Origin of the sequence: Bacillus sp. LJBS17 (genome assembly GCF_019334685.1) — a bacterium.
Classification (GTDB): Bacteria; Bacillota; Bacilli; order Bacillales; family Bacillaceae; genus Bacillus; species Bacillus subtilis.
In genome coordinates, this window is the sequence record NZ_CP079759.1 from 3,557,335 (window position 1) to 3,574,246 (window position 16,912).

At 43.6% G+C, this 16,912-nt stretch carries 14 protein-coding genes and 2 pseudogenes; 6 read left to right on the plus strand and 10 right to left on the minus strand.

The annotated features are described in order from the left end of the window. Positions 1–49 precede the first annotated feature (49 nt). Positions 50–511, plus strand: coding sequence for a MarR family transcriptional regulator (locus KXZ66_RS18445; RefSeq protein ID WP_021480697.1), 462 nt, complete (start codon positions 50–52; stop codon positions 509–511). A gap of 38 nt (positions 512–549) precedes the next feature. Here KXZ66_RS18445 and cypX read toward each other — a convergent pair. Both cypX and pchC read right to left on the minus strand, forming a co-directional pair. Further along, positions 550–1,766, minus strand: a pseudogene (gene cypX, locus KXZ66_RS18450) (pulcherriminic acid synthase). A gap of 15 nt (positions 1,767–1,781) precedes the next feature. After that, entirely contained in the window at positions 1,782–2,528 is a 747-nt protein-coding gene (gene pchC / locus KXZ66_RS18455; RefSeq protein ID WP_021480699.1) for a cyclo(L-leucyl-L-leucyl) synthase, read from the minus strand. A 425-nt stretch (positions 2,529–2,953) separates the two neighbouring features. Here pchC and pchR point away from each other — a divergent pair, with 425 nt between their 5' ends. Beyond that, positions 2,954–3,463: a pulcherriminic acid biosynthesis transcriptional regulator PchR gene (gene pchR, locus KXZ66_RS18460; protein WP_041850480.1), complete on the plus strand. Its 510-nt coding sequence runs from the start codon at positions 2,954–2,956 to the stop codon at positions 3,461–3,463. 20 nt (positions 3,464–3,483) lie between these two features. Next, positions 3,484–4,695: an MFS transporter gene (locus KXZ66_RS18465; protein WP_003228068.1), complete on the plus strand. Its 1,212-nt coding sequence runs from the start codon at positions 3,484–3,486 to the stop codon at positions 4,693–4,695. A gap of 27 nt (positions 4,696–4,722) precedes the next feature. Here KXZ66_RS18465 and KXZ66_RS18470 read toward each other — a convergent pair whose 3' ends face one another. The 4 genes from KXZ66_RS18470 to yvlA are packed head-to-tail and all read right to left on the minus strand — an operon-like array spanning position 4,723 to position 6,734. Continuing rightward, positions 4,723–5,082 (minus strand): phage holin family protein, encoded by a 360-nt coding sequence (locus tag KXZ66_RS18470; protein WP_003228066.1) that lies wholly within the window; start codon positions 5,080–5,082, stop codon positions 4,723–4,725. Position 5,083: 1 nt separating this feature from the next. After that, entirely contained in the window at positions 5,084–5,281 is a 198-nt protein-coding gene (locus tag KXZ66_RS18475; RefSeq protein ID WP_003228065.1) for a PspC domain-containing protein, read from the minus strand. A gap of 4 nt (positions 5,282–5,285) precedes the next feature. Then, on the minus strand, positions 5,286–6,383 hold the full coding sequence (locus tag KXZ66_RS18480) for a DUF4097 family beta strand repeat-containing protein (RefSeq protein WP_014478112.1): 1,098 nt from the start codon (positions 6,381–6,383) through the stop codon (positions 5,286–5,288). 24 nt (positions 6,384–6,407) lie between these two features. Then, complete coding sequence (gene yvlA / locus KXZ66_RS18485) at positions 6,408–6,734, minus strand: protein YvlA (RefSeq protein ID WP_032726939.1); 327 nt, start codon at positions 6,732–6,734, stop codon at positions 6,408–6,410. 217 nt (positions 6,735–6,951) lie between these two features. On the opposite strand from yvlA, the gene KXZ66_RS18490 reads away from it, so the two are divergent. Then, the gene (locus KXZ66_RS18490; RefSeq protein ID WP_003235419.1) at positions 6,952–7,182 is read left to right on the plus strand and encodes a hypothetical protein; all 231 of its coding nucleotides are present in this window, start codon (positions 6,952–6,954) and stop codon (positions 7,180–7,182) included. Positions 7,183–7,380: 198 nt separating this feature from the next. Here KXZ66_RS18490 and KXZ66_RS18495 read toward each other — a convergent pair. The 4 genes and pseudogenes from KXZ66_RS18495 to KXZ66_RS18510 form a co-directional block, all read right to left on the minus strand. Further along, positions 7,381–7,932 (minus strand): annotated as a pseudogene (locus KXZ66_RS18495) (flagellin); the annotation flags it as partial. Between the two features lie 92 nt (positions 7,933–8,024). Continuing rightward, a complete protein-coding gene (gene uvrA / locus KXZ66_RS18500) occupies positions 8,025–10,898 on the minus strand; it encodes an excinuclease ABC subunit UvrA (protein ID WP_219144691.1) in 2,874 nt (957 codons plus the stop codon). A gap of 7 nt (positions 10,899–10,905) precedes the next feature. Further along, complete coding sequence (gene uvrB, locus KXZ66_RS18505) at positions 10,906–12,891, minus strand: excinuclease ABC subunit UvrB (protein ID WP_003228054.1); 1,986 nt, start codon at positions 12,889–12,891, stop codon at positions 10,906–10,908. Between the two features lie 185 nt (positions 12,892–13,076). Further along, positions 13,077–13,307 (minus strand): CsbA family protein, encoded by a 231-nt coding sequence (locus KXZ66_RS18510; RefSeq protein WP_003228053.1) that lies wholly within the window; start codon positions 13,305–13,307, stop codon positions 13,077–13,079. Positions 13,308–13,752: 445 nt separating this feature from the next. On the opposite strand from KXZ66_RS18510, the gene KXZ66_RS18515 reads away from it, so the two are divergent. Further along, the gene (locus KXZ66_RS18515) at positions 13,753–16,248 is read left to right on the plus strand and encodes a PEP/pyruvate-binding domain-containing protein (RefSeq protein ID WP_101501511.1); all 2,496 of its coding nucleotides are present in this window, start codon (positions 13,753–13,755) and stop codon (positions 16,246–16,248) included. 75 nt (positions 16,249–16,323) lie between these two features. Continuing rightward, a complete protein-coding gene (locus tag KXZ66_RS18520) occupies positions 16,324–16,893 on the plus strand; it encodes a TetR/AcrR family transcriptional regulator (protein ID WP_219144692.1) in 570 nt (189 codons plus the stop codon). Positions 16,894–16,912 lie beyond the last annotated feature (19 nt).

Below are 16,912 nucleotides of genomic sequence, written 5' to 3' on the forward strand. Positions count from 1 at the left end.
AAACTAAGGATAGTTAACCAGTTAACAATTAAATCAGAGAGGCAAATTGATGAACAACAGCATTCATGATGAATTATTTCAAGCTATACAACAATTCGCATTAAAAAGAGATAAACGCGTCTGGCAAAAGGTGCAGATTCCGTCCTCACAACATCTCGACCACCTCAAAAAAGACTGGACATTGACCCAGCTTCACATTGTTTCCTGTTTACATACCAGCAAAAATGTGAATAACAGCTTCTTAGCATCCCGCTTACATATCTCAAAAGCAGCTGTTTCAAAAGCAATTCAAGCTTTGTTGAAACATAACATCATTACAGTGACAAAAAAGCCGGGCAACAAAAAAGAAATTTTTTATACGTTAACTGAAAGCGGCAAAGAACTGGCGGGGTTACATGAACGGCTTCATCAAAAAGCAAAGGAGCAATACAAACAGCTCTTCAATGAATTTTCAATTGATGAGTTGAAAACAGTGACTGCGTTTATTAACTTGTGGATCAAGCATATGTAAAAAAGCCTCACCCGCACGGGAGAGACCTTTCCATATTATTAAGCCCTGTCAAATACAATATGAAGTGAGACGGGTCCGCGTGTATACAGACCGGACTCAGCATAACAAAAATCTTCCTCTAATCTGATATTCCGCATCTTATCCAGCACAATATTAGCTACAATTTCGATTTCGGTTTTGGCAAAAGCTGCTCCTACACAGTTATGAATGCCGGATCCGAAAGCGAGATGCCGGGCGGCGCCGCTAAAAGCGCTCTTGATGCCAAGATCTTCCCGATGAATATTAAACACGTCAGGCTGTTCAAATGCTTCAGGGTCCCGGTTAGCCGCACCGATCATACAAAAAACAATCGTATCTTTTTTGATTTCCATACCGCCGACCACTGTATCTTGGGACAGCTGCCGCGGAATCAGCTGAACCGGCGGTTTATAACGCAATGTCTCCGCAATGGCTCTCGGAACTAACGAACGGTCAGCCAAAACATCATTCATCTGCTCAGGATTGTTGAGCAAATGGTAGATCATCAGTGCCAGCGTCTTATCAGCCGGTTCCGTTGCGGCTAACAGCACATTAAGAATCAGTGCGAGTATATCCTTGTCCGACATCGCCATGCCTTCATATTCAGAAGTACATAGGATGGAAATTAAATCTGATCCCGGATTGACGCGACGTTCTTCAATGACCGGCATCAAGTATTGGGAAAGCTGTTCGCTGCACCATAACGAATGTGCCCGCGCTTCAGGAGATTGAGAGATACTCGTGATAAAATCGGCAACTCCGCTGTGCCACTCAGAGATTTTTTCATGGTCTCTTTTATCCAGCCCGAGCATGTCCATCGTGACGCACACCGCAAACGTCTTTCCAAAATCATTGACGAGATCAATTTTCCCTCTTTCAAGATAGGGCGCTAACAAGTTTTCTGCATTTTGTTTAATCAATGGAGACAGATGATCCAGTGCGTCACCGATGAAGCTTCTCACTACAATTCTTCTTTTGGCAGAGTGTTCTTTTCCATGCATTTGGGCCAGTACAGGCCTCGCATTACTGGTTCGGCACGCTCAACAAGTGATTTCGTCGTGAAAATATCCGGATGCTGAAGGATATAGCGGACATCATGATAGCGGCTGATAAAATAACTGTCTATCGACTCTTCATAATGAACCGGATCTTCCTCCCGCAGTTGTGAAAAATAAGCATATGGATTGTTTTGAAATTGATCAGAAAGCACACTAAACAATTTAATCGATTGGCTCATGTTTTACTCCCCCTATCATCCTTCACATGTGATCCGTTTCTCAGAAAGCATCTGCGCCATTTCCTGTACAATGAGATACCCTTGATTCGGCCGCATACAAATAGAAAATTCATGGTTACTGATCTTCTCACCGAGCTTCCACGGACGATGATAAGCAAGGAGCGTCTCTTCCACCTCTAAAATATCCGGAGCTCCGATAAAAAACGGCAGCTCAGCTATGACATATTCCACAGCCAAATTCAGCATATCCTCACTGACTTCTTCCATCATCAAACTGACGCCCCGTGCACGCCCGATTATCGCTTCACGAGACATGTCCAAACAAGCATGTCGAAAATGAGGCTGCTCAAAAAAAGCATGTTCAACTTCTTGTCTCAACAGCTGGTAGGCTTTGTTATCCATAAAATCAGAAAATGTATGAATCGCCTTCGGATCCCCGCCATGAGCCACAAGAGCTCTTTCTGCAAATCTCCTGTTTCGTGATACCTCTTTCCTTACTTTTCGTTCAGCCTTTCCTCTCGGAGTTCCAAGCGCTTCTAGAAGATTAGCGGCCTCATGCCCCGCAAGTAAAACAGAAACGCTTTTAAATTGAGCTTTCGCCCATCCAATTAATCTGTAAATATAATCCTCTGAAAACCTGCTGTTAAATGGGCTGATCCCCACCAAAACATGCCTGCGCCGTTCAAATATTTCTCTGCAGTTTTCCGTTAATGGCTCAGCAATAAAATGCACAGACCTTCTTTCCGTTACCATTCCGGTCATCTCATTCACCCCTAAAACTTATCCCGCTTTAAGTCATCACCCTCAAATACAAGATGGAATAGCTAGAACAACTGAACAAGACGAATGGCAGGCATCACTTAAAGTTTCCAAATGTTTTTTAAGATTTTAATAATCATTTTCAATACCCATATCATGATAAATGTTTACTAGTAAACATTAGTCATTTTATCCCTTTTCCTTCCAAACGTCAATATGATCTGTGCCCAAATATTTGAAAATAAATGTAAACATCACATTTTCCACACACTTTTTACACGCATATTCAGCATGACATATCAACAAATAGTCTAAACACCAACAATTGACAACGAAAACAAGAAAAGATAAAATAAAATTGTTCACCAGTAAACGATTTGTTTTATTGTTTCATCGTAAACTATTATTCCTAAGAAAGAAGGTAGCCTATGTCTGATTTGACAAAACAGATGATATACGACATATACGTGAGACTGCTGCACCTTAATGAACAAAAAGCGAACACTTTACTTCAGCAATTTTTTAAGGAGGCCGCAGAAGAAGATGTAGCTGAAATTCCCAAAAATATGACAAGCATTCACGTCATTGACTGCATCGGCCAGCATGAACCCATTAACAATGCGGGGATTGCCAGAAAAATGAACTTATCGAAAGCGAATGTAACGAAAATCAGCACAAAACTGATCAAGGAAGAATTCATTAACAGCTATCAGCTGACAGATAACAAAAAAGAAGTTTATTTTAAATTAACCCGTAAAGGCAGACGGATTTTCGACTTACATGAGAAACTGCATAAAAAAAAGGAGCTGGCTTTTTACCAATTCCTCGATTCATTTTCACAAGAAGAACAAAAGGCTGTATTGAAGTTTCTAGAGCAGTTGACGTCAACACTTGAAGCAGAACAAACCGATGGGACTCCGGACAAACCTGTAAAGTAAACAAAAAGGCGGTGTACACTTTGGCTCATACAAAATCAAAGGCAGTATTGATCTTATACACTGTTTGCTTCAGTGCATTTTTTGCATCTTTAAGCCAGAACATTTATTCACCTATTCTTCCGATCATTAAAGAATCATTCCATGTTTCCACAGCTATGGTGAACCTGTCAGTCTCAGTTTTTATGATTGTGACAGCAATAATGCAAATTATATTAGGAGCGATCATTGATTTTAAAGGCGCTCGGATCGTCTTGATTACCGGTATTCTGGCAACGGCAGCAGCCAGCATCGGCTGTGCGGTGACTACTGACTTTACTTTGTTTCTGATATTCAGAATGATACAGGCAGCCGGTTCCGCAGCACTGCCTCTTATTGCTGCCACAACGATCGGACAGCTGTTTACAGGCAATGAACGCGGGAGTGCAATGGGAACGTATCAAATGCTCCTGTCTGTCGCACCGGCTATTGCCCCAGTTCTAGGAGGATTCATAGGCGGAGCAGCCGGATACGAAGGGATTTTTTGGATACTTGCGGCCATCTCGATCGTTTTGCTGGTGACAAACAGCATCACCTTTCCTAAAGATTCTCCAACTGAATCTATGCAGCAAGCCAAAGGCAATGTGTTCGCTCATTATAAATCAATATTTACAAATCGAACAGGGAACGTCATTTTGACTTTAAGTTTTGTTCTCTTTTTCATTTATTTTGCAGTAATTGTCTACCTCCCAATATTGCTGACAGAGCATTACCATATAGATGTGGGTATAGCAGGACTGTTATATTTGCCGCTGGCGCTGAGCACGATTGCAGGTACGTTTCTGTTTAAAAGAATACAGGCAAAAATCGGGCTGCACACCTTGTTTATCGGAAGCAATGTGATTGCCGCCTGCAGCATCATTTTATTTGCTGTTACACATTCCGTTTCTCTCGTTCTCATGGCTCTGACGCTGGCACTGTTTGGCATCTCGATGGGGGTTATTCCTCCCTTGTACTCTACAATGATTACTAATGAATTTGAGCACAACAGAGGGAGTGCAATCGGAATGTTTAACTTTATCCGATATACAGGCATGGCAGCAGGTCCGATGGTATCTGCCTACTTGCTCACAATGATGCCGTCTGCCATGTCCTTTAGCCTCCTAGGCCTTGGATTTGCCGCATTGAGCTTTTGCCTTCTTCCGCCAATGTTTTCGCCGCAGAAGCGCACGAAACAAAAAAAGCACCACATGTAAAAAAGCTGCCTTTGCGGGCAGCTTTTTTTATTTTTTTCTAAGCGGCTCTAAAATGCCTTTTTGAATCAGCAAATGGAAGACCGACAGGATAACGGATGCCCATATCGCTGTGCCGAAGCCGTCGATTTGAAAGCTGTCACCCATAATGGACGCGGTCATCATAAGCGTGATGGCGTTAATCACAAACAAGAAGAGTCCAAGCGTCACCATGGTGACCGGCAGTGTAAAGATAATTAAAAGCGGTTTAATCAGCACGTTTAAGATCGATAAAATGAGGCTGGCGATAATCGCTGCCCCAATGCTGCTGATATGGATGGAGTCAATATATCCATCAATGACGATTAATAACAATGCATTGACTAAAATGCTGACTGCCCATTTTACCATGTCATTTCATATCCCTTTCTGACGGGACGATAAAAATCCAAATGATATAAATGAGCAAAACCGGCAAGACACTTGTCATAATGGCTAAGATGACAGTTATGACTCTGAGGAGTGATGCGTCCCAATTGAAATATTCCGCGAGACCTCCGATAACACCGGCGATTTTCTTATTTTTTTCTGAGCGATAAAGCTTATTCATTCGATCACCTCTGTGAGTACTTTAGTTTGATGGCGCCTGTTAGTGATTCTGAGAAGACGGTGATGTTTTGATCATGTGCCTGATTTGAAGTGAACATCATTTCTTTTTGAATGGTATCATTTTTTTCCTTCAGCATCTCAACATCCATTAATTCATGGGACAGCGAACCAAGATTGCTTTTCAGCTCTGCCTTCACTGCGAGATCGTCCGGAATCGCAAGCTCCACACTTCCAGTCGTTGTTTTTGCATAAATGGAGCGGCAGTCTGATTCTGTTACGTTAATCGCAATATTTCCGTTAAAGCTTTGAACGTCAATGGATTCGCTTTTCCCTCTGAGATCGATCAATCCGTTAATGGTTTCCGCTTCTATCGTTCCGCAGCTGTGGCTGGCGAGCTTAATTTGCCCGTTGGCCGTTTCAGCTATGGCTTTTTCGGCTGTTAAGTGCGAGAACGACAGCACGCCGTTTGTCGTTTTCGCTGAGAACTCTTTTACATGTAAATGTTCCCCTCTGACCGGACCGTTAAACAGCTTCACTCGAATCTTATCATACTCCTTCTGAGGAATATACAAAGTGACATTCGTTTTCATCGTCTTTTTCTCAGTACGGATAAAAAACTTATTTCCTTTGATTTCACATTCAATATGCTGAAGAAATGCGTGTCTCGCCGCATCCTGGCTATCAGCGCGATATACCTTCGCCTGGCATTCCGCTCTGATATCGTCATCTTCCCAAGGAACGATATTCACGCTGCCATTGGCAATTTGTAGCTCAACACTGGAAAAGTCAGTATCTTTAAATTGAAAAATGTGCTGAACATCATACGCATGGCCAAAGTTTAAATCAAGGTCAACTTCCTTGACCTTTTTTACAGCAGAATCAATCCAGTCAAACAGCTTGGCTCCTAAAGACGGCTTGCCGCTTTCTTTTTTTGCCGTTGTAAATGGCTCTTCCTCGTCATGAACGTGAACTGAGAGCGCTGTGATTTTCTCTTCTTTTTCCTTGTAGTCGCTGTCAAGCTTTTCAATCAGTGTCAAAGCTTCTTGTGCTGTAAGCTTTCCTTCCTCAACAAGCTTAAGGATTCGTTCCTTTTCTTGCTTCATTACGATCTCCTCCCCATTGTCTACTTATGCTTCACGCAGGACCTTAATGCCCTGAATCACATTCCAAATGATAATGCCAATGACAACTAAGAAATAAATAACCGCTCCCCCGATGATTACAAATACAGGAAGCAAGCTGTCTCCATCAATCGCAACGGCTCCGCCAAGTAAAGCAATAAAAAGGAACAGCCAGCCGACAAACGGAACTATGTGAGAAATAAGAGAGCGTATCGCATGGCGTTTTGTTTCTTTCTCATTTACAACAAAATAAGCGACAATCGGCACAATGATTGGCGCAATAAACACACTGAAATAACAAAGTGATGCAATAATAGCTTGATTACGGTTCAATTCATTCCACACTCCTATTGTGAATTGTCCATGACAAAAGATCAGGGACGTTTTACTTATTTATACGTTTAAAATCTCTTCAGGTTTCAAATTCATTCTTTAGACATGCTCCGATTTACGGAAATTGGATTTTAAAAAGTTTTAGAAGTAGAATCTTCCGGCTATACCGATTACAATATGTAAAAAGCTTACGGCAACCAAGGAGGCTGGACAAGCAATGGAGAAAGATCCCAGTGACTATACAGTAACACAAGAATCAGTGTTAAAGCTGATTCATGAACAAAAAAGAATGAATCGTGAAATGATCGCCGAGCTTGAGCAGATTCACGGACCCTTCCCGATCTCTCACGATATCCAATATATAAAAGTGCTGCTCGACAGCAGCAACACGCATATTGTTCAAGATTTAATGAGTGTAAGTAAGCAGCTGTATAAGAAGACTTTGTAATTGCGGAAAACATATCATTCATTATAACTGAAACAAAGTTAAAGGTTAGATGACAATATCTTGCCTTTTTTGTTTTGAAAAAACAAGTGATTCCCTGGCTGTCACAAAATGATTGTAACAAAAAAAGCCTGCCGGCACATCCAGTTAATGGACTCTGTCGGCAAGCTGTAACTATCAGAAAGAGATAGCCGTTCAAAATTAACGTAACAATTGAAGCACGTTTTGCGGCTGTTGGTTTGCTTGAGCAAGCATCGCTTGAGAAGCTTGAGAAAGAATGTTGTTCTTTGTGAAATCGCTCATTTCTTTCGCCATGTCAACGTCACGGATGCGAGACTCAGCAGCTGTTAAGTTTTCAGAAGAAGCACCAAGGTTGTTGATTGTGTGCTCTAGACGGTTTTGTACCGCACCAAGTTTAGCACGTTGGTTTGAGACATTGTTGATTGCAGTATCAATACTTTCAAGTTGAGTATCAAAAGGAGTATTAGCAAAATCTGTTACATTAAGTGCGTTTACTCCTAAAGCAGTTGATGACATGCTGTCAATGTTAACTGTAAGCTGCTGGCCAGCATTTGCTCCAATTTGGAAAGTGAAACCATCAGTTTCAGTACCATCTAATAACTTTTTGCCGTTGAATTCAGTACGATTTGAAATGCCATCAACTTCCTCAATAAGCGCATCCATTTCATCTTTAATTGCACCAAGATCTTCTGCTTGTTGTGTACCTGTGTTTCCTGCTTGAACAGTAAGTTCACTTCTAAACCTATTATGCCGTAAAGAAAAAGCTTGCCTGCTAAGCCCAAGGATGGACTTGCTGACAAGCTGTCCCCTCTTAACAGAGGGTTTTAAGATGTAGCTGTTTCTTTCGCTTTCAAGAGCGATTTCATGCGTGTTTTGTCACGTTCGATAACAGGCTTCAAATAACGGCCTGTATATGATTCTTCCACTTCAGTGATTTCCTCAGGCGTTCCTGACGCGACAATGGTTCCGCCCCCGGCTCCGCCTTCCGGGCCCAAATCCACAATGTAATCGGCTGTCTTAATGATATCAAGGTTGTGCTCAATAACAAGTACAGTGTCTCCGTTGTCTACCAACCGTTGCAGCACGACAAGAAGCCTGGCGATATCGTCGACATGCAAACCTGTCGTTGGCTCATCTAAAATGTAGAGCGTGCGTCCGGTCGAGCGTTTGTGCAGCTCTGACGCGAGCTTCACGCGCTGCGCTTCTCCGCCTGACAAGGTCGTCGCCGGCTGGCCGAGCGTAATATAACCTAAACCAACATCATAAAGGGTTTGGAGCTTGCGTTTGATTTTCGGGATATTTTCAAAGAAAGAAAGAGCATCTTCAACCGTCATATCAAGCACATCAGAGATGCTTTTTCCTTTGTACGTCACTTCAAGCGTTTCACGGTTATAGCGTTTGCCGTGACACACCTCGCATGGAACGTATACGTCAGGAAGGAAGTGCATTTCAATTTTAATAATCCCGTCTCCGCGGCAGGCTTCACATCGTCCGCCCTTCACGTTGAAGCTGAAACGGCCTTTTTTATAGCCGCGGACCTTCGCTTCATTTGTCTGCGCGAATACATCACGAATGTCATCAAATACACCGGTGTATGTCGCAGGGTTGGATCTCGGCGTTCTTCCGATTGGCGCCTGGTCAATGTCAATGACTTTGTCTAAATGATCCAAACCTTTAATCTCTTTATGGCTGCCGGGTTTCGCTTTCGCTTTATGAAGCTTTTGCGCCAGCGCCTTATGCAAAATTTCATTAACGAGTGTACTCTTTCCTGAACCGGAAACACCTGTAACTGCTGTAAACGTCCCAAGCGGGAACTTGGCATTCACTTTTTTCAGGTTGTTTTCTGAAGCACCTTTAATTTCAATGTAACGTCCGTCCGGCTTTCTTCTTTCAGGAGGCAATGGGATAAACTTTTTCCCTGATAAATAGCTGCCCGTTAATGAGTTTGGATCTTCCATCACTTCTTCCGGCGTACCCGCAGATATCACCTGTCCGCCGTGAATGCCGGCTCCCGGTCCAATATCTATTAAATAATCTGCTGCCATCATCGTGTCCTCATCATGTTCGACAACAATCAGCGTGTTCCCGAGGTCTCTCATATTTTTCAGAGCGCTGATCAAGCGGTCGTTATCACGCTGATGCAGACCGATAGACGGCTCATCTAAAATATAAAGCACACCGGATAAACGCGAGCCAATTTGAGTCGCCAGCCTGATGCGCTGTGCCTCTCCCCCGGACAATGTACCCGCTGCCCTGCTCAATGTCAGGTAATCGAGGCCGACTTTGTCCAGAAAGCTTAAGCGCTCCACAATTTCGCGCAAAATCAAATTGGCGATCTGCATATCCTTCTCAGAAAGGGTAAGGTCTTTAAAGAAGGCAAGTGCGTCGGCGACAGACAGCTCGGTAATTTTTCCAATGTGGCGGCCGTCAATCAGTACGGCAAGCGCCTCTTTCTTTAACCGATAGCCTTTGCACGTCGGACAAGACTTCTGAGACATATACTGCTCCATTTGCTCACGTATGAAATCGGAGCCTGTCTCCTTATAGCGTCTTTCAATGTTGCGCAATACGCCTTCAAATTGAATTTCACCTTCGCGGATTTGTCCAAAATCATTTTCATATCGGAAATAAATCAGGTCATCTCCGCTGCCGTACAGCACTTTATCCAGTTGATGCTTCGGCAAATCTTTGACCGGCACATCCATATCAATCCCGTAGTGGGTGCAGACTGCCTCAAGCAGCTGAGGATAATATTGTGAGCTGATCGGTGTCCAAGGGGCGACCGCATTCTCCTTCAATGACAAATCTTGATTGGGAATGACAAGATCGGCATCCACTTCAAGCTTCATTCCGAGACCGTCACACGTCGGACACGCCCCGAACGGACTGTTAAACGAAAACAGACGCGGCTCAAGCTCACCAATTGAAAATCCGCAGTGCGGACAGGCATGATGCTCGCTGAACATCATCTCTTCCTCACCGATGACATCGATCATAACCCGTCCTTCACCTAAACGGAGCGCCGTTTCCAATGAATCAGACAGCCGGGCTGCCACGCCTTCTTTCACGACAATCCGGTCAATGACTACCTCAATGGAATGCTTCTTGTTCTTTTCTAATTCGATATCGTCGGAAAGCTCAGCCATCTCGCCGTCAATTCTGACTCTGACATAGCCTTGTTTTCTAATCTGTTCAAGCACTTTGACATGAGCGCCTTTTCGGCCCGAGACAATCGGCGCCAGCACCTGAAGCTTCGTCCGTTCCGGGTATTCCAGAATTCTGTCCACCATTTGCTCGATGGTCTGGGATGTAATCTCAATTCCGTGCTCCGGACAATGAGGCTTCCCTACTCTCGCATATAAAAGACGCAGATAATCATAAATCTCAGTTACCGTACCGACAGTAGACCTCGGATTACGGCTTGTTGTTTTCTGATCAATGCTGATGGCGGGAGAGAGCCCCTCAATTGCATCCACATCAGGCTTATCCATTTGCCCTAAAAACTGGCGGGCATAAGCAGACAGCGACTCGACATACCGTCTCTGTCCTTCAGCATATATCGTGTCAAAGGCAAGGGAGGATTTACCTGATCCGGACAAACCCGTGACAACGACAAGCTGATCTCTCGGAATCGTTACATCTATATTTTTCAGGTTATGCGCCCTGGCTCCCTTCACCTCTATCCGATCCATAGCCATTTGTTCATCATCCTTCCGCTTTTAGCTCTAAAAGTAAATCGCGAAGCTCCGCGGCTCTCTCAAAGTCAAGCGCCTTGGCGGCTTCCTTCATTTCATGCTCCATCTGTTCAACGACTTTCTGGCGTTCTTTCTTCGTCATTTTCGACAGCTTCGGCGCGGCTTTTGTTTTGTATTCCGCTTTATCCTCAGCTGCTACTGTGGCACGAATGACATCGCGAATTTCTTTATTTATCGTTTTCGGCGTAATGCCGTGCTCTTCATTAAACCGCTCCTGCTGCTCGCGGCGGCGTTTTGTTTCATTAATCGCAATTTCCATAGACTTCGTTATTTTATCGGCGTACATAATGACGCGGCCTTCCGCATTTCTCGCTGCCCGTCCGATGGTCTGGATCAGCGACCGCTCCGAACGAAGGAAACCTTCCTTATCCGCATCCAAAATCGCAACAAGGGATACTTCGGGAATGTCCAAACCTTCCCTCAGCAGGTTGATGCCGACAAGCACATCGTACTTGCCAAGGCGCAGGTCGCGGATAATTTCAATCCGTTCAAGCGTCTTGATTTCAGAATGCAGATAGTTTACTTTAATGCCGATTTCCTTTAAATAATCGGTCAGATCCTCTGACATCTTCTTCGTCAAAGTTGTCACAAGCACCCGTTCATTTCGCTCGATTCTTGCTTGAATTTCGCCGATCAAGTCGTCAATCTGACCTTCGATTGGACGGACGTCAATAAGCGGGTCAAGAAGCCCCGTCGGACGAATGATCTGTTCGACCATTTCATCTGTATGTTCAATCTCGTACGGCCCTGGTGTTGCTGATACATACACGATATTGTGCATATGCTTTTCAAATTCCTCAAAACGAAGCGGACGGTTATCAAGCGCTGATGGAAGCCGGAAGCCGTGATCCACGAGCACCTGTTTCCGCGCCTGGTCTCCGTTAAACATGCCGCGCACCTGGGGAATTGTCACATGCGACTCATCCACCACGATCATAAAATCGTCTGGGAAATAATCAAGAAGCGTATACGGCGTTGAACCTGGAGGCCGCAGAGTCAAATGTCTTGAATAGTTCTCGATGCCGGAGCAGAAACCCATTTCACGCATCATTTCAAGATCATATCTTGTCCGCTGCTCTAAACGCTGCGCTTCAAGGAGCTTTCCGTTTTCGTGCATGACCTTCAGCTGCTCCTCAAGCTCCTTCTCGATATTTTGAATCGCCTTCTCCATTTTCTCGGCCCGCGTTACGAAGTGGGATGCCGGGAAAATCGCAACATGATCTCGGTCGCCGAGAATTTCTCCTGTCAGCGCATCCACTTCCCGAATCCGTTCGATTTCGTCACCGAAAAATTCAACTCTGATACAATGCTCATCACGGGATGCCGGAAAGATTTCCACTACATCCCCGCGCACACGAAATGTACCGCGCTGAAAGTCGATATCGTTGCGGGCATATTGGATGTCTACAAGTTTTCTGAGCAGCTCGTTACGCTCAATTTCCATTTCAGTCCGCAGTGACACGACCATTTCCCGGTATTCCTCAGGCGAACCGAGGCCGTATATACAAGATACACTCGCAATAATAATGACATCTCTGCGCTCAAACAAAGCTGATGTGGCGGAGTGTCTCAGTTTATCAATTTCATCATTAATACTAGCGTCTTTCTCTATAAATGTATCCGTTTGAGGCACATACGCCTCCGGCTGATAATAATCATAGTAGCTGACAAAATACTCGACAGCATTGTTCGGAAAAAATTCCTTGAACTCACTGTAAAGCTGTCCAGCAAGGGTTTTGTTATGGGCAATCACGAGAGTCGGCTTATTGACTTCTTTAATCAAATTAGACACCGTAAATGTTTTCCCAGTTCCTGTCGCACCCAGCAGAGTCTGATGCTTCTTGCCCTCCTGAATTCCTTTCACAAGCTTTTCAATGGCTTTCGGCTGATCTCCCTGGGGCTGATATTTCGAGACTAACTCAAAGCGATCTTTCACAAAAATAAGCCTCCGTTTCTTTAACGAAATCTTCCTATAGATATAGTAACACAATGGAAAGCAAAATCACTAAAAATACGAACTAAAGTTCGGTGGTTTTTTATTTCCAGCTGTTTTTGTGTATAAAAAACCTGCTTTTAAATCGTAAAAGCAGGTATTCAGTCTTTATATTCATTATGTCCGATTTATTCTTCTTTTTTCTCTGCAGCTTTTTTGGCCATGTACAGTCCGCCAGCCACAAGAGACACAACATCCAATCCTACAATAAAATACGTTTCTGTATAGCCTTTTAAATAAGAGGCAAACAGCAATGCAGCTGTTAAAGCGATCGCCACATAATGATTAAAGGTGACTCTAGTAAATAGAACAACAAGCATAAAAGGGAAAAACAATGCAAAAACGGCTTTTGTAATCAACAAAAACCCTCCTCAGGGATTCTTCATCTGATCTGATTATAGTAAAAAATGAAGAATCGGACAATCGTGCATTCGCTCCCTCTCCTACACCATACCCCTTTTCAGCCAAAATCAATCACCATATTTGCATTTTGGTGCCGGTCAAAACTTATTCCATGGTGCCGCTGTTCTAATCAGCGGCACTTTTTTTATTACATCATCAAGTCCGCCGCCAGATTCCGAGAATAAAAGAAAATAGGCATACAGTACCAGTACGGCCGCATTTTTCAGGATAATATAACCAACTTAACTATTCATTTTATTTAGGACTTTCTGCGTTTGACAGCATTTTCCTGAAAACCTACAATTGAATGATAGTGTTTACTATCATTTTTTAAACACAGGCTCCGCAATAAAAAGACTAGAGAGAAAAACAAAATGAATGAAGAAAAGAGGGGTTTCAAATATGTATTCTGTTTTATTTCGCCAGGCAGAAGAGTCCAGCCAGCTGGCTGGAGCAAAAGGAATGAATTTGATTAAATTGACCAAACACGGTCTTCCTGTTCCGGACGGGTTTATTATTCAAACGAATGCGCTCGCACGTTTTATGGAGGACAACCAGCTTCAAGAGACTAGTGAAAACGTCGAAAGCGGGATCATTTCTGGAACATTTTCGGATGAGCTGAAAGATGAGCTGACTAGTTCCTTTTATAAGCTTAGAGAATCATATCGATCCGTAGCCGTGCGTTCTTCGTCTGCTTCGGAAGATTTAGAAGGCGCCTCATTCGCGGGTCAATATGAAACCTACTTAAATATCAAAACAGAGGAAGAGTTTCTGGCTAAAGTGAAAGAATGCTGGGCCTCATTTTTTTCTGGGCGGGTCAGCAGCTATAAGAAAAAAATGAACAATCAAATCGCAGAGCCGTTAATGGGAATAGTCGTTCAGGGGCTGATCGATTCAGAAATGTCAGGTGTTATCTTCAGCCGCAACCCTGTTACCCATGATGATAGAGAGCTTTTAATCAGCGCCAGCTACGGGTTGGGTGAAGCTGTTGTTTCAGGAAGTGTTACCCCAGACACGTTCATTGTTAATAAATCTTCGTTTGAGATTCAGAAAGAAATAGGTGCAAAGGAAATCTACATGGAGTCTGCGGCAGAAGGAATTGCTGAAAAAGAAACCAGTGAAGACATGCGCAGCCGTTTTTGCCTTACAGATGAACAAGTGATTGAATTGGCTGAAATCACAAAAAAAACCGAAGACCTGTACGGATATCCTGTCGATATAGAATTTGGAATTGCTGATCATCAAATATACCTTCTGCAAGCTCGCCCGATTACAACCATTGATCAGGACAAAAAGGCGGCAGAAGAAAAACGCAGCTTCATGATTACCGACACTGATATGAATGATTTCTGGCTTAACATGGAGTCTAATATTGAAGGTCCGGTGAGTCCGTTATTTTCATCCTTCATCGTGCCGGCATTGGAATATGGCTTGAAGAAGAGCATGCAAAAGTTTCCGATTGGTGTAGTTGTTGATGAAGTAAAACTTTATCGCGGACATATTTATTCCAAAAACCAAGGTGGACAGCAGCCTCCTTCTGAAGACTGCGGCAAAGAGCTTTTCCCGATTTTATCGGAGCATATGTATGACATCATCAATCACACATACCTCCCTTTTTACCGGACACTGGACCAGCTCGCACAAACTGAGCATACCGCAGAAAGCGCACTGGATGCTTTTCAAAAACTAAAGGCCTTTTATCTCACGGCTTATGAAGAGCACTTCAATATCGTTTTCCCGCAAATCCTTTTAACAAACAAACTGCAAGCGATGTATCAGGACATTCAAGGAGAGTCCGAAAACGCTCATTTTTACGAGATGCTGACAGGAAAAATGAACAAATCACTGGAAACGGACCGTTGCTTATGGCTATTTTCTGTGGAAGTTCAGGAGAACCCGAACCTTCTGACCATTTTTGAAAACAACAAGCCTGAACAGCTCCAGGAGAAATTAGAACAAACAGATGAGGGGAGACACTTCCTGAAGAACGTCCATGAATTCTTGCAAGAATACGGATGGAGATCTGTTAAAAGTCATGATCTGATTGAACAAATCTGGGTGGAAAATCCGTATTTCGCTCTGGCTAATATTCAAAATTATGTCCGTAATGGCTATCATTTTGACAATGAATTTCAGAAAACGAAAGAAAAACGAGAGAAATTATACAATGAATTCTTGGAAAACATAGAAGATCCCGGTTTGCGCACCAAATTTGACCGCTATTATCAATGGACACTGAACTCTGCAAATATAAAAGATGATCACCACTTTTATATTGACGCCATGCTGGATGCCAAGGCGAGAATCTTTCTGCTGAAGATAGGTGAATTGCTGGCGGAAAACGGTGTCATTCAAGATCGTGAGGACCTTTGGTTTTTATATGACGACGAAGTGGAACAAGCGCTTCTTCACCCTGTATCCCTGCAAGAAAAGGCTGAAAAACGCAGACAGATTTTTCATGAGTATGAGCTGGCCCAAGCCCCTGCCTACCTCGGCACCCCGACAAAAGAACAGCTCAAAGCAGCTGAAGAAATTGTCGGCGCTGTGATAGAGGATGAAAAAAACACAGAGAATCATATTTTTGGCATTGCGGCATCAAGCGGCATTGCGACAGGTCCGGTGAAAATCATTCGGGACGCCAATGAATTTTCTCAATTCGCGCCTGGGGACGTACTCGTTTGCAAGATGACCACACCGCTATGGACCAGCCTGTTTCAAGACGCCAAAGCGATTATTACAGACACAGGCGGCATTTTGTCTCACGCTGCGATTATTGCCCGTGAATACGGCATTCCAGCCGTTCTCGGCACACGCACGGCAACCGAAAGACTGCGAGACGGTGACATCATCACTGTTGACGGAAGCAGCGGCAAAATCACAGTTGTCAGCCGGTCCTGATGCGTCCCCCTCTTTCTTATACAAGCGGGGCGGGTGTATACTTGTCCTGCCAGTATACTCGTGAGGTGAAACGTATTGAGACCGACAAACAAGAGAATCCTTGACGCTGCCATGCAGCTGCTCGTCAAAAAAGGATATCGCGCAACAACTACAAAAGAAATTGCAGAAAAAGCAAATGTAAGTGAAGCGACGATTTTCAGGAACTTTAAAAACAAACAAGGACTGGTTGAGGCTTTGCTTTCTCAGCATTCTTCAAACAGAGGCAGCATTTTGGAACAAACAGAAGGGGATTTGTACAAAGACCTGCTTCATATCGGAATCTGTCTCTTGGAGGAGCTCGAACATAGAAAAGATATCATTAAAATCAGCTTTCGTGAACCGGCCATGTTTCAGGATGTCATTAACCACGTCACTGAATATCCCCAATCTATGAAACAGCTATTGGTTGATTATCTCAAAACGATGGGTGAGAAAGGGGTTATTCAGACAGGAAATGAAGCGGAGAATGCCGACGTGTTCATGTCGATTATCTTCGGTTATTTCATTCACCGTCTCCACTTAGGAGACCGGGTCATATCAATGCCCCAGGAAAAAATGCTGGAGCACAGCACAGCTCTATTTGTCAAAGGAATTTCTGCTGATTAACTCCTTGGCATAATAAAAA

What these genes read in the sequence shown, in the direction of transcription:
- KXZ66_RS18515 (WP_101501511.1), top strand. Translation starts at nt 13,753, where the DNA reads ATGTATTCTGTTTTATTTCGCCAGGCAGAAGAGTCCAGCCAGCTGGCT.
- KXZ66_RS18490 (WP_003235419.1), top strand. Translation starts at nt 6,952, where the DNA reads ATGGAGAAAGATCCCAGTGACTATACAGTAACACAAGAATCAGTGTTA.
- KXZ66_RS18480 (WP_014478112.1), bottom strand. Translation starts at nt 6,383, where the DNA reads ATGAAGCAAGAAAAGGAACGAATCCTTAAGCTTGTTGAGGAAGGAAAG.
- KXZ66_RS18475 (WP_003228065.1), bottom strand. Translation starts at nt 5,281, where the DNA reads ATGAATAAGCTTTATCGCTCAGAAAAAAATAAGAAAATCGCCGGTGTT.
- KXZ66_RS18445 (WP_021480697.1), top strand. Translation starts at nt 50, where the DNA reads ATGAACAACAGCATTCATGATGAATTATTTCAAGCTATACAACAATTC.
- uvrA (WP_219144691.1), bottom strand. Translation starts at nt 10,898, where the DNA reads ATGGCTATGGATCGGATAGAGGTGAAGGGAGCCAGGGCGCATAACCTG.
- KXZ66_RS18470 (WP_003228066.1), bottom strand. Translation starts at nt 5,082, where the DNA reads ATGGTAAAATGGGCAGTCAGCATTTTAGTCAATGCATTGTTATTAATC.
- pchR (WP_041850480.1), top strand. Translation starts at nt 2,954, where the DNA reads ATGTCTGATTTGACAAAACAGATGATATACGACATATACGTGAGACTG.
- pchC (WP_021480699.1), bottom strand. Translation starts at nt 2,528, where the DNA reads ATGACCGGAATGGTAACGGAAAGAAGGTCTGTGCATTTTATTGCTGAG.